This window comes from Marivirga sp., assembly GCF_024636815.1.
GTDB lineage: Bacteria > Bacteroidota > Bacteroidia > Cytophagales > Cyclobacteriaceae > Marivirga.
Genome location: NZ_JAGXGF010000097.1, coordinates 1 through 13301 on the forward strand (window position 1 = coordinate 1; position 13301 = coordinate 13301).

The 13301-nt window shown below is 32.5% G+C and carries 15 protein-coding genes; 8 read left to right on the top strand and 7 right to left on the bottom strand.

The annotated features are described in order from the left end of the window. The 3 genes from Q0L29_RS07205 to Q0L29_RS07215 form a co-directional block, all read right to left on the bottom strand. Nucleotides 1-518, bottom strand: a 518-nt coding sequence (locus tag Q0L29_RS07205; RefSeq protein WP_296620337.1) for a SulP family inorganic anion transporter, incomplete at its 3' end; no start/stop codon positions are given. A gap of 42 nt (nucleotides 519-560) precedes the next feature. Beyond that, nucleotides 561-2138: a SulP family inorganic anion transporter gene (locus Q0L29_RS07210; RefSeq protein WP_296620339.1), complete on the bottom strand. Its 1578-nt coding sequence runs from the start codon at nucleotides 2136-2138 to the stop codon at nucleotides 561-563. 105 nt (nucleotides 2139-2243) lie between these two features. After that, nucleotides 2244-2597, bottom strand: a complete 354-nt coding sequence (locus Q0L29_RS07215) for a hypothetical protein (protein WP_296620341.1) — start codon at nucleotides 2595-2597, stop codon at nucleotides 2244-2246. A gap of 213 nt (nucleotides 2598-2810) precedes the next feature. On the opposite strand from Q0L29_RS07215, the gene Q0L29_RS07220 reads away from it, so the two are divergent. Beyond that, nucleotides 2811-3836 carry a glycosyltransferase family protein gene (locus Q0L29_RS07220; RefSeq protein WP_296620343.1) on the top strand — a complete coding sequence of 342 codons (1026 nt, stop codon included), beginning with the start codon at nucleotides 2811-2813 and terminating at the stop codon, nucleotides 3834-3836. Here Q0L29_RS07220 and Q0L29_RS07225 read toward each other — a convergent pair. Beyond that, complete coding sequence (locus tag Q0L29_RS07225) at nucleotides 3800-5269, bottom strand: SDR family oxidoreductase (RefSeq protein WP_296620345.1); 1470 nt, start codon at nucleotides 5267-5269, stop codon at nucleotides 3800-3802. The genes Q0L29_RS07220 and Q0L29_RS07225 overlap by 37 nt on opposite strands. Nucleotides 5270-5438: 169 nt before the next feature. Here Q0L29_RS07225 and Q0L29_RS07230 point away from each other — a divergent pair, with 169 nt between their 5' ends. Further along, nucleotides 5439-5894 (top strand): hypothetical protein, encoded by a 456-nt coding sequence (locus Q0L29_RS07230; protein ID WP_296620346.1) that lies wholly within the window; start codon nucleotides 5439-5441, stop codon nucleotides 5892-5894. Here Q0L29_RS07230 and Q0L29_RS07235 read toward each other — a convergent pair. Further along, a complete protein-coding gene (locus Q0L29_RS07235; protein ID WP_296620348.1) occupies nucleotides 5887-7143 on the bottom strand; it encodes an aspartyl protease family protein in 1257 nt (418 codons plus the stop codon). The genes Q0L29_RS07230 and Q0L29_RS07235 overlap by 8 nt on opposite strands. Nucleotides 7144-7164: 21 nt before the next feature. Here Q0L29_RS07235 and deoC point away from each other — a divergent pair, with 21 nt between their 5' ends. After that, nucleotides 7165-7815, top strand: a complete 651-nt coding sequence (gene deoC, locus Q0L29_RS07240) for a deoxyribose-phosphate aldolase (protein WP_296620349.1) — start codon at nucleotides 7165-7167, stop codon at nucleotides 7813-7815. Here deoC and Q0L29_RS07245 read toward each other — a convergent pair. Both Q0L29_RS07245 and Q0L29_RS07250 read right to left on the bottom strand, forming a co-directional pair. Beyond that, nucleotides 7812-8318 (bottom strand): hypothetical protein, encoded by a 507-nt coding sequence (locus tag Q0L29_RS07245; protein WP_296620351.1) that lies wholly within the window; start codon nucleotides 8316-8318, stop codon nucleotides 7812-7814. The genes deoC and Q0L29_RS07245 overlap by 4 nt on opposite strands. A 72-nt stretch (nucleotides 8319-8390) precedes the next feature. After that, nucleotides 8391-8786, bottom strand: coding sequence for a hypothetical protein (locus tag Q0L29_RS07250; protein WP_296620353.1), 396 nt, complete (start codon nucleotides 8784-8786; stop codon nucleotides 8391-8393). A gap of 96 nt (nucleotides 8787-8882) precedes the next feature. On the opposite strand from Q0L29_RS07250, the gene cdd reads away from it, so the two are divergent. From cdd to Q0L29_RS07275, 5 genes are all read left to right on the top strand, one after another. Further along, the gene (gene cdd, locus Q0L29_RS07255; RefSeq protein WP_296620355.1) at nucleotides 8883-9356 is read left to right on the top strand and encodes a cytidine deaminase; all 474 of its coding nucleotides are present in this window, start codon (nucleotides 8883-8885) and stop codon (nucleotides 9354-9356) included. Nucleotides 9357-9586: 230 nt separating this feature from the next. Continuing rightward, nucleotides 9587-10327, top strand: a complete 741-nt coding sequence (locus tag Q0L29_RS07260) for a DUF5668 domain-containing protein (RefSeq protein ID WP_296620357.1) — start codon at nucleotides 9587-9589, stop codon at nucleotides 10325-10327. Between the two features lie 105 nt (nucleotides 10328-10432). Further along, entirely contained in the window at nucleotides 10433-11473 is a 1041-nt protein-coding gene (locus Q0L29_RS07265) for a sensor histidine kinase (RefSeq protein ID WP_296620359.1), read from the top strand. After that, the gene (locus Q0L29_RS07270) at nucleotides 11470-12204 is read left to right on the top strand and encodes a LytTR family DNA-binding domain-containing protein (RefSeq protein ID WP_296620361.1); all 735 of its coding nucleotides are present in this window, start codon (nucleotides 11470-11472) and stop codon (nucleotides 12202-12204) included. The genes Q0L29_RS07265 and Q0L29_RS07270 overlap by 4 nt, the downstream gene beginning before the upstream one ends. Before the next feature lie 77 nt (nucleotides 12205-12281). After that, nucleotides 12282-13259, top strand: a complete 978-nt coding sequence (locus Q0L29_RS07275) for a hypothetical protein (protein ID WP_296620363.1) — start codon at nucleotides 12282-12284, stop codon at nucleotides 13257-13259. The last annotated feature ends 42 nt before the right edge of the window (nucleotides 13260-13301 follow it).

Here is a 13301-nt window from a genome sequence, read left to right on the forward strand (position 1 = left end):
GCTCCAGGGCTTATAAAATCAAGCATATTTACGAGTTCGGTAAAGGTGTTTTCCCCACCACTACCCGTAAAACTTAAATCTCCTTCAGGGCTTTTGTCATAGCCAAAGGCATGTGGTATTTGTTTAATGAAAATGATGATACCTATACCCGACAACATCCCCATTATAACCGATGAAGGGAAATAATAGGCGATAATACCTCCTTTGAGAAAGCCCATAATTATTTGGATAATTCCGGCCAATACAACGGCCATAAGGAAAATCTCAAAGCCTCCCAGATCCTGAATGGCAGCGAGGACTATAACAGCTAAACCAGCCGCAGGCCCACTAACTCCTGCGTGGGACCCACTTAATGATGCAACGACTATACCCCCAACTATACCGGCTATTAAGCCTGAATATAAAGGAGCACCCGATGCCAATGCAATACCTAAACAAAGAGGTAGGGCGACAAGGAATACCACAATACTCGCAGGTATATCGTTTTTTAAATTTTTTAAAGGATGAAAATTGCTCATTACTAAAAAAATTTATGTTTTATAAAAAAATTAATTATTCATCTATTTTAAACTATATTTTTTGTGAAATTCATCGAAGCCAAGCAATTCAACTTCTACATTTTTATACTTAGCTCCTTCATTGGTGTATAATTCAATTGCTTCAATTACATCAAAATCAATGAATTTTGATTTTCTAGCATCAATTATCACTTTAGAATTCTCAGGTATTTCGTCTAAAGTTTTCACCATGCTAGCTTTATTCAAGAATGACACTTCATCCGATAAAACTAATCTAATGGGTTCACCTTCTACATGTGCATTCTTATCAAAAGAATACGTATTCTTCATGTTTTTAACCAAAATGTTAAGGAATCCGGCTAATAAACCAATGATAATACCGATTAATAAATCAGTAAATACAATGGCAACAATTGTGATTATAAATGGATAAAACTGACTTGGCCCTACTTTATACATAGCCTTCATCAAATTGATATTGGCCAGTTTATAACCCGTAACCAATAGTATAGCTGCCAAACTTGCATAAGGGATCATATTGATAAATGTTGGGATTAAGAGAATAGCAACTATTAATAGTATACCATGTAACCAAGCAGATAATTTAGTTTTAGCTCCTGAATTGATGTTTACTGTACCTCTAATAATAACCGCAGTCATAGGTAAACCACCAAGGAAACCAGCAATGATATTACCTACACCCTGTGCTTTCATTTCCCTGTTTAAAGGAGTTCTTCTTTTCTGTGGATCTAATTTGTCAACTGCATCAATACTCAGCAATGTTTCTAAACTAGCTACAATAGCAATAGTGATGGCAACAGTATAAACCACAGGTTCAGTTAAGATTGACCAATCTGGAAATACGAATAGGTTTTCAAATGAAGTATCTTCACCTAATACAGGAATAGTAACTAGATGTTTTTGTGCCAGTGCCATTCCATTATCCAAAGCTATGAAAATAGCATTTATAGCAACACCTACAAATACTACTACCAATGGGGCAGGGATTGATTTGATGCTATTATTTTTTATATAATTCCAGCCTATCAGAATAATTAAGGATACTATTGATATTATAAAGGCTGTTGGGTCTATGTTTTCAAAGGCTGAGACTAACGCACTTAAAGCATTCTCATCATTATTCTGCCAGAAGTCCAAGTCACCTAAATAATCTTCGTCATATCCAAAAACATGAGGAATTTGTTTAATAATTAGTAATATACCAATTGCAGCCAACATCCCTTTGATAACGGAAGACGGGAAATAATTACCTATAGTACCTGCCTTTAAAAATCCTAAAATTAATTGTATAACACCCGCTAAAACTACTGCCACCAAGAAGCCTTCGAAAAAGCCTATTTCTTCGATACCATTATAAACAATTACTGCTAAACCTGCCGCAGGTCCTGAAACAGCTAATTGGCTACCACTTAGTAAGGCAACTACCACACCACCCACTATACCAGTAACTAAACCAGAAAAAAGTGGTGCGCCTGAAGCTAAAGCAATCCCCAAACATAATGGCATGGCTACTAAAAATACCACTAAACTTGATAAGGAGTCGCTTTTGAAATGTTTAAAAGTTATCCCTGTAAATTTCGAAAATTTTGATTCACTCATTATTTAATCAATTATTGAATTTATTGTAATAAAGTATTTACAGATTTATTCTATTGAAATCCAGTACATAACCAGAATTTCAACAAAAAACTCAAGCAAGTTTGATTAAACTTTGGGTGGAGGAGTGATTTTTAGTATAGGTATGGATTGGTAAAGATTTGAGTGAAAAAAATTATTTACCAATGATTCATGTAGAATATTATGAATGGATGCACGAAAAAGGCCTAATGCTTTTAGATTGAGGTGGTTGTTTTCGTTTTCATTATTTTCTTTTGAAGATTCTTTGCTCTCTTCTTCAAAAATATTCAAACCACTTGTTGATTCTTCTCCTAAAATATTATTTGTAACTTCTTTATGTTGCAAATCTTCAACAGCATCCAGACATAATTGTGGTATGAATGCTACATTAAAGAGGCATAGAAAAAAAAATGTTGATATGGTGATTTGAATAGTCTTCACTTATAATTTTCAATACCTCAAAATTAGGTATTAAAAAATTAAATATAGAATATAAGATACTTAAATGATTAGAAAAAGTTTCAAATACAAAGGTATTAAGGTGTAAAAAGCTCTTTTTTAATAAGTTTTAACAAAAGTCTAAATGTTCATGATTTCATGATTTTAACTTTATAATCAGTTCATCTTAGCGGTATATCTTTATAAAAAACAATTATGAAAATCTTATACGCTATACAAGGAACTGGAAATGGGCACATTAGCAGAGCCAGAGATATTATCCCAGTTTTAATTCAATATGGTGAGCTTGATGTTTTATTAAGTGGAACACAAGCAGATGTGGATTTGGAATATCCGGTTCGATATCAATTACATGGATTAAGCTTTGTTTTTGGCAAAAGGGGAGGGGTAGATGTTTTGAAAACTATAAAGTGTATGAAGTTTTTCAGACTTCTAAATGAGATATGGAAATTGAATGTTCATCAGTATGATTTGATCATCAATGATTTTGAACCAGTTTCTGCCTGGGCATGCCTATTTAAAGCTAAAAAATGTGTGGGCTTAAGTCATCAATCTGCCGTGATTCACCCTTTTTCCCCTAAACCAGAGAAGCTAGATTGGATAGGCTTTTTAATACTAAAATATTACGCACCCAGTGCGAATGCGTATGGATTCCATTTTAAGACTTATGCAGATAAAATTCATCACCCCGTTATTCGTAAAGAAGTTCGAGATTTAAAATTAAAGGAAGAGAATCATTATATAGTTTATCTACCTGCCTATAGTGACGAAAGAATTATTAAAGTATTATCAAAAATAGATGCTGAATTTCAAGTTTTCTCTAAATACAGTAATAAAAGGAAAACGATAGGTAACTTAGAAATTATACCCATTAATAATAAGTTGTATTTAGATAGTCTTAGTTCTTGTAAAGGTGTTATATGTGGGGCAGGATTTGAAGGGCCTTCAGAAGCTTTATTTCTTCAGAAAAAATTATTAGTAATCCCTATGAAGGGACAATATGAGCAACAATGTAATGCAGCGGCTTTAAAAACCTTAAATGTGAAGGTAATTAACTCCTTACATATAAAGCACCTTGATATTTTAATAGCTTTTATCAACCAACAAAATGTTCCAGTAGTTGATTTTCCAAATGAAACTAAGGGAATTATTCAAAAAATAATAAAGGAAAATGTAGCATCAGATTACTCCATCGCGGCTGATTCTTTTTCATTCTCCTGATGTTTTATGATACTGTGCATCATGCCATCAAAGATAAATTCATGAAATAAGTAGGTGCTATACCAATAGAGCCTACCAAATATTCCGTGGGGACGGAAGGTCGCAGTTTGTGTGATTTTATTTTCACCATTCTCTTTTGAGATTTTGAATTCAAGCCAAGCCTCACCAGGTAACCTCATTTCAGCAATTAAAAGTAATCTCCCTTCCTCTTTATCCGCTACTAAGACTCGCCAAAAGTCCAGAGAATCTCCTGCTATGAGTTGGTCAGGGCTTCTTCTACCTCTTCTAAGTCCAACTCCTCCTACAGCTTTATCCAAATTACCTCTTATTTTCCATAAAAAATTCCAGTAATACCAACCTTTATCTCCACCTATTTTCCAGATGTTTTGAAGAACTTCTGAACGATCTCTTTCAAATGCACTTGTCCTTTTATCCACAAAACAACCGTGAGTAGGTACTTGCACGAATTCCATTAGCTCTGGACTGATTTTCGAACTAGCAAAAGCATCTTTCCAGCTAGAAACCACTTCATTCTGCGCAATTCTATCAAAGGCCATTTTTACTGCTTCACTATATGTAATTAGTTCTTGAGGCACAATATCTTCAATTCCTTTTTTTTCTACTATCACTTCATTTCTCATGCTGTCCACCAGGCTGCTGGCAATTTTATAGCTAGTGGCAGTTACAAAATGAAGCCAGTAAGAACTTAAACGGGGGGTAAGTATCGGTAGGGTTATAATATATCTTTTTAGTCCTATCGCCTTGGCAAAGGTTAATAGCATTTCTTTATAGGTTAAAATATCGGGTCCGCCAATATCGTAAATCTTCCCATAAGATTTTTCCTTGCCTATGATTCCAGATAGGTAATTAATTACATTTTTTATGGCGATAGGTTGACAACGCGTTCTCAACCATTTTGGGGCAATCATTACTGGTAATTTTTCCACCAGATCTCTAATGATTTCAAATGATGCGCCTCCTGAACCTATGATAATGGCTGCACGCAATACTGTTAGAGATGCATTAGCTTGAGCTAAGATGGTTTCAGCATTTTTACGGGAAGATAAATGTTTCGAAAGTGAATCATCATTCGAAATTCCGCTTAAATAAATAATATGTTGACAGTTTGTTTTATTAATCGCATCTACAAAATTTTGAGAAGTATCCTTCTCCATTTGCTGGAAACTGCTTGAAGAACTGCCTAAGGAATGAACTAAATAATAAGATGCTTCAATGTCTTTTGGTAAATCTTGAAGTTGCTCTGGTTTTAGCAAATCTGCTTCATAGAACTGAACTTTTTTAATTAATTTATCTTCAAGTTTAATCCGCCTCTTATCCCTAACTAAGCAGATTACTTCATGCCCTTGCATTACTAAAACTGGCAATAGTCTTCTGCCTATGTATCCATTTGCTCCGGTCAATAATATCTTCATAATGTTAAAACCAATCTCAATCTGAAAAGTTGTAAGTTTCGTTTATCGAAAAATTAAGCTTGGTGGTAGAATTTGTTTAGTGAATAAAGATAAACTTTTTTATATTTAAATTATTATTATAAATAATTGCATTAATCTAGGATATATGGGAAGTTTTAAAGTTTTAAATATGAGAAAAAAAGCAATTGCTAATAATGAAATTAGTGTGCTTTTAGTAGGTAATAATCCTATCGAATTAGGGCTAATTTATGAAAAAATATCTGATTTAAAAGGTAAAATAAATAGAATAGAAACTGCATTTTCCCTCGAGGACACTATTAAGAAAATAAATTTAATGCATCCAAACTGCCTTTTACTAGATGATAATCTTGGATTAAATCCATTAAAAGCAATTATTAATAATGTTAATGCATTAAGTAAAGAAGTGATATCAATCACCTTATTGAAATCACACAATAAGCAAGAGGTAACTTCTGGTGTTCAGGAGTATATAATGAAGGAAGGGATGGATGGAACAAGAATTTATTATGCTTTAAGAAATGCACTTAAATTCAAGAAAACCCAACAGTTTTTCAGAATAAAATATTACTCAGGTAAAAGAAGTGTTAAAAGGTTATTTATATAAATTCTTCCAAATAGAAAGTAAAGGATAAGATTTCATCTCCTCTTTTTACTTTTACTTTAACCCTTTTACCCTCTTTTTTGCTTAATGTATTATTGATTTTTTCTAAGCTGAGCTCATGCCCTGAATAACCATTTAAACTAATAATTTTATCTTCCTTTCTTAATCCAGCATCGTATGCAGGCGTGTTTTCTCTTACTTTTTCAACTTCATAGTAAGGTTCTAAAAAATATTCACCTTTAGCAATAACAGTCATTCCGCTCATGTCATGCTTAAACTCTTCTCTAATAATACTATTTCTTTTTAAGTACAATTTCTCATTACCATAATCAAAAAACAACTTAAATCTCTTCAGCACTCCTCCGCCTATGGTGCCATTTCTTCCTGTCATATTTATGATATCTTGATAAGCACCGGAATCAGGATAATTGGTTACCACCTCTTCCAATATATATTTATCTATTGATAATTGTGGAATTCGTGCAGCATGTCCTTCAATAGTTCCTGCGATTCCTGCGCCTAATATGTCCCTTACATTTTTCTCGGGTAGCTGGATATATTCACTGCTGTTTTTGTGAAGCATGAGCGGGTGAGAAGCCCCAGTATCAATCATAAGTTTAGTTAAAATCTCTGTTGAGTCACTTACTTTTATTTTTTGGAATATGTAAGGCTTACTATTTTCGATTTTCATGTCGATAGATCTATAAAAAACTAAAGGTCGATTGAAACTTTCAGGTCTGTAGAATTTCATCAACTCATTTTTATAATCTATCCTTACGATAAAATTTTTAAAAAAATCATAACCCAAGATTCCATGGATTTTTATACCTAAGTTCTTTTGAAGGTTTAAATAATCTTCCTTTAATATTAGGAGTGGAATATTGTTTCCTGTTATGTTTCCAACCTTAATGCTAGTTCTATTTACTATATAAGCTTCCACTTCTTTTATCCCTGCAGCACCTACTAATGTTAATTTTCGATCTGGCTCAATGTTAAGTATATCGCTATATGATTTGTCAATTAAAACGGTATTGGTTACGCCTGTATCTACAATGAATTTTAAGGGGATAACGCCCTCAAATAGAACATTGATTATTATTAAATTGCTGTTTAGTTGGAAAGGGATAGTGGTACTTCTGCCATTATCATTAATTTCAAAGCCGAATTTAAAATTTTGCCCTGAAACTTTTTTAATTTCAGCTGTTAATAATAACAAGGTTAAAAAAGCATAGTGAATACACTTTTTAATCATAATTTAAAGTTATATGATGATATGAGAAATATACAAAAATACATTGAGCATACGAATCTTAAAACGACAATAACTTCAGATGATGTTGAAATGTTATTAAAAGAAGCACAAGAAAATAATATTTTTGGGATTTGTGTCCCCCCATTTTGGGTGAAAAAAGCAAAAAGAGATATTGGAAAATCTGATCTTCAATTAATTACGGTAATTGGTTTTCCTTTAGGTTATCAGATGAGTCAAACAAAAGAGGCAGAGGCAATTCAAGCTCTTAAAGATGGAGCCGATGAATTGGATATGGTTTTAAATATATCTGCTGTAAAATCTGAGATGATGTGGCCTAAAATTGAAGTTGCTAAAATGGGAAAAATAGCTCACGAGCATGGTAAAATTTTAAAGGTAATTATTGAAACGGCCTACTTATCAGATGCGGAAATTGTAGATGCATGTAAAATATGCGCAGATGCTGGGGCAGATTTTGTAAAAACTTCTACAGGCTTTGCTCCAGAAGGTGCAAAAGTAGAGTATATAAAGTTAATGCGATCCGTTTTACCTGATCATGTTGGGATTAAAGCAAGTGGCGGAATTAAGACTTATGAGCAAGCGGTAGAGTTGATAGAAGCAGGTGCTGAAAGAATTGGTACTTCTTCCGGTCCTGAAATTTGTAAAGGATTTTAGTTAGCTATTTTCATTGGAACTATTCCTTTGTGCTTGTATATCTTAATTCCAAAATGGTCAGAGATATAATTTTTCAATCTGGAATATGCTAATTGCGATTGCTTGTCATCTGGAAAGAAGATGGAAGTTTCTAAAACAGCTTTTAAGAAATTTTTTGATTTAGAAAATTCAATAATCCAATTCTTTAAAGTATCAGACCAATCGTCTTGATATTTTTCATGATGATCTCTTCCGTCAAAAAGTAGTTCTAATTGATTGGAGCTGTATTTATATCGGTAAAAACCTGCTAATTCATCATAGAAAGTAGATAGTTCCTCAAGATTGTATTCTGTTGTGGAAAGAATTTTTTCTATTGATTTATCTTTCAAGCCTAATGGGTTGTAGCGCAAAAGGTAAATATCTTTAACAATTTCAACCATTTGATTCATTAAGGAATCTTTCAGCTCCATCTGAGCATTTTCCAATAAGTAGTTTTTATCAAAAGGGAAAAATCTGCGCTGCATTTAAAAAATATTTTTTCAAATATAGAACCAAATCTATAAAATCAGAAGGCTTTTTGATGTTAAATACTCAAATTAATGTCTGATGCCACATTCATCGCAATATTTCATTTTTTCAGGAGATCGCTTTTTTGGTTTCCTTTTATGGCCGAAATAGGTCCAATCCGAATACTGAGGTTTTTCCATTTCCTTGGCTTTTTTACGTTTTGCTTTCGCATTTTCTTTCATTCTTTCCTCATATTCAGCAATCAGTTGGTCTCCCCAGCTTAATTTTTGCTTCTTTTTGAATAGACCAAAGAACCAGGTTTCTTGCCTTGCCTGAGGCCTTTGTCCATAATTTTGATTTGAATCAGGATTAAGACTAGATGGATTTTGCTGGTTATTCCCAGACTGAGACTGACTAATGGGTTGCTTTTGGCATGAAGCTAAAAACAGAACGGCACCTATAAATACAAAACACTTTTTATTCATACTCTTAAAAACGTTAATCTTTAAAATTATTGTATGCTATATCAGAACATAAATTGCAATATATAGTATATTGTACTCCATTAAAATTTATTAACTGTGAAAAAAGACTTAATTCAAATAGAATATAAAAAATTCGATACTATAGATGAACTTCCATCTGAATACCAAGAATTATGGAAATCAGCTATGGAAGCAAGACAATATTCCCATTCTCCTTATTCAAATTTTACTGTGGGGGCCGCAATAGAATTAGAGGACGGACAAATTATTACAGGAACCAATCAGGAAAATGCTTCCTTTCCAGCAGGATTATGTGCTGAAAGAACAGCCATGTATAGGGCCGGAATTCAGGCTCCTAATCAGAAGTTTAAAAAAATTGCAATTGCAGCCAGTAAGAGAGATTCGGATCAATTAGCAAGTGCACCACCTTGTGGAGGATGCCGACAGGTTATGTTAGAGTTTGAAAAAAGACATCAACAAGGGTTTGAAATATTATTTACCGATGCAGATGGTAAATTTGTTCTGTTAAATAAACCTACAGATTTATTTCCTTTTTCATTCGTGTTTTAAAATAATCATTCTAAATTTTTATAATATCATGATCCTTCCAGGATTAGTTTTGGTCTAGTATTTGAGATTTTTTAACGAAAATTCTCAAAATGCAAATAAAAATAAATACAAAATATTTTCACCGAACCATTTCTGCCGATCACCGAGTTTTTAATTTCCTTAACCTATTCATAAGAGTATAATAGGTGAATAGCTGTTAAATTTGATTCATTATTTAAAATAATTGAACAATGAAAAACAAACAGCATAACTCGGGAAAAAATAATCTATCATTTGGGGTACTTCTTTTGATAGTCGGAAGTATTCTATTGCTGGATAGAATGGATGTTATAGATTTTAGCTGGGTTTTCAGTTGGCCATTTATCCTTATAGGAATTGGTATTTTTTCTATTGTTCGACATGGGGCTAGTAATGGTTTTGGAGTGTTTATGATATTGTTAGGAAGTTTTTTTCTGGTCAGACGTGAGCATTTAATCCCGGCTGAATATTATGACTATTTATTGCCAGCAGGAATAATTATGGTTGGATTATATTTGATCTTCAGTCGTAGTTCAAAATTTAGATCTTCAAAAATTGATTCAGAAAAAGAGTTTGAAGCAAATGTTGGCGTCTCTGATGCAAAAATAGTAGAAAGCGATTATATCAAAGCAGAAGCAGTTTTTGCATCAGTGCAAAGAAGATTGATTACCAAAGATTTTAAAGGAGGGAAAATAACCACTGCATTTGGTGGGGCAGATATAGATTTATCCAAAGCAGATATCAAGGAAAGTGCTGTTTTAGACGTTGAAGTAATTTTTGGAGGTCTTAAATTAATAATTCCACCACATTGGGAAGTTCAAGCGGATGTGAGCAATGTATTCTCTGGAATTGAAGATAAAAGAGCTTTTCCTTCCGTTGATGAAGCCGATAGAAAAACTCTGTACATCAAGGGTTCAGTTAGTTTTGGTGGATTAGAATTTAAATCTTACTAAATAGGCCCTATTAGGTCATGATTTGAGAAATAAAGGGTTCTCTTTGGACTAGACTATCAAAGTTGAATCTTTTATTTTATTTAATAATTCCTATTACATTTAGTAATGTTTTTACAATTCATACGGTATCAAAATAAAGCATGGATTAAGTTTACAGGTATTATTTTACTTTGGATAAGCTTATGCACACTTTTATTAATGCAATATGGACTCAATTTTCCATCTGCATTAATTGATAGCACAATTTTCAGTCTATTATTGCTGTTAGGATTTATCTTGCTCGAAAATATTTTTAGGTTTTACTTGCCTACCAAAAGCAATGTGATTTTAGTTTTTGTTCTTCCATTCATTTTATCTTTAATTATCCTATTTTTAGGAGATTTTATAATAAAATGGACAATTCCAGATATATTCCCGAGTGCTGAATTCCTCAATTCCATTTTTCTAATTCGTGGATTCATCATTTTATTAATTTTCACAGCATATTCTTTGATGCTGAATTTTCAAGGAAAACTAGAAGAACAAAAAGAAGCTGAAGAAAGAGAAGTCAAGATGCAACAAATGATTAAAGAAGCAGAGCTTTATCAATTACGCCAGCAATTGCAGCCACATTTTTTGTTCAATAGCTTAAATTCTATTAGTGCTCTAGTAAAAGCTCAACCGGATAAAGCTAGAGAGATGTTATTACAATTATCTGATTTCTTAAGGGGTACGATCCAAAAAAAAGCTAATAAATGGATTAAGGTTGATGAAGAAATTAACTTTCTGAAACTCTTTACGGATATTGAAAAAACACGTTTTGGACACCGCTTGCAAGTTAATTTTGATATTGAGGAAGGAGTAGAAGGATTGAAATTACCTCATTTGATGATTCAGCCCCTGATGGAAAATGCCATTAAGCATAGTTTGTATGGCTTGACGGGAGAAGTTACTATTGAGGTTGACTTTAGAAAAAGAGATAAGAATCTTGAAGTAATTATTACAAATCCATTTGAGCCGGCCGCTGGACAAGCTAAAGGTGTAGGGTTTGGATTGGAGGCTGTCCAAAGAAGACTTTTTCTTATTTTTGGAAGGTATGATTTATTAAAAACGAATGCAACATCTCATCAATTTACTGTTGAACTTTTAATTCCCCAGCTATCATGATTAAAACCATTATTATTGATGACGAACCTTTGGCAGCAGACATAGTCCAGGAATTTTTAGGCGATTGTAAAGATTTTGAAATTCTATGCGTTTGCCATGATGGTTTTGATGGCTTAAAAGCAATTCAGAAACATCAGCCTGATTTAATCTTCCTGGATGTACAGATGCCAAAAATAAGTGGTTTTGAAATGCTTGAACTCTTGGAAGAACTTCCTGCAGTAATTTTTACCACTGCATTTGATGAATATGCATTACAAGCATTTGAAGTTCATGCGATAGATTATTTGCTTAAACCCTTTTCTCAAAATCGATTTAACAAGGCAATAGAAAAATACATACAAAGTGGATTAGCTCAAAATGTAAAAGATTTGCTAAATAATCAATCTTCAGAAGCAAAGGAATATTTAAGCAGGATTGTTTTAAAAGATCGAAATGACATTAAAATCATCCCGACTCAGAATATTAAATATCTTGAGGCTAATGATGATTATGTGAATATTCATACAAAAGAGGGTAAATACCTCAAAAACAAAACCTTAAGTTATTTTGAAAAACATTTAGATATTGAAGAATTTGTTAGGGTACATCGTTCCTATCTGGTGAAAATTGCTGAAATCACAAAAATTGAGACCTACAAAAAGGACAGTCATATTCTAATTTTGAAAAGCGGTGAGCAAATCCCTGTTAGTAAAACCGGTTATCCGAAGTTAAAGGCTGCTTTGGGTTTTTGATTTATCCAATGTCCCTTGTGTATTTGTGTAATCTTAAACATATTGAACGTTTAATTTTATTATAATGTCCATAGCCAATGCCAAAGTTACTTATCAGCCTATTATTTTTCTTATATATTTCAGTTAGTTTATTCGCCCAAGATACCTATCTCGCTTTTATTGATGAGGATAAAAAGGAGTTTTTCAGAAATAATGATTGGGAACTTTACTATTCCAATGATGACATAAAATTTTATGATTTTTTAATTTTCAAAGGGAATTTGGTCATAGCAGATGGTGAAGATTTCGACTACAATATTCATTTTTTAAATGAAAGCAGACTGATAGAGAAATCAAAAAGTATAAATGGAAATAATCATGCCCCTGGACTTCCAAAGTTGTATATTGATCAGGAAAATATAGCCTTTGCTCCAATGCAAAAATTTGAATGTATTATAATACCTGAAAAGGAAAGGGTAAAGAAAAAGAATAGACTAAAGAATTGGAGAAAAAGAAATCAGGGTGAGTATTTTAAAAAGTATTTGCATTACAGAGATTACACTTTTTACAGCTTTGCAAGTTTGAATGATGAGACGGGTTTCCAGGAAGTAGAAATTCAGTATGGAAAAGATGAAAAAAATCTTTCCACATTATATGTAGCCAAAATTAAGACCGATTATTTATCCTATTCAGATAATGCTGATAGAGTAGAGGTAGTTTTTTTAGATGATCGAATTTTATTGATAGATAATTTTAGTCATCAATTTTTAGTATTTGATTTTGAGGGAAATAAGCATTCTGAAACTAATTTGTCCCAATTTAAAGATAGAAATACTACTACTTATTTAAGTGATGCATTATTAAGAAAAGATCCAGTCAATAATGAAATGTATTTAGTGTTTCAGAAGGATATATATGAAATAGCCCTAGAAGCGAATAAATTTGAGTTCGAGAAAATTAAACTAGACGGAGGTTTAATGCTATATAAAGCAAGAATTTATGATAGTCACTTGTACCACCTTTTTTCCCTGGGAAAGGATAAAGGAAGAGCTATTTACAGAAAGAAATTAGAGTAAAATCAAGCCATGATTGTGAGTCATGGCTTGAATAAATATAAA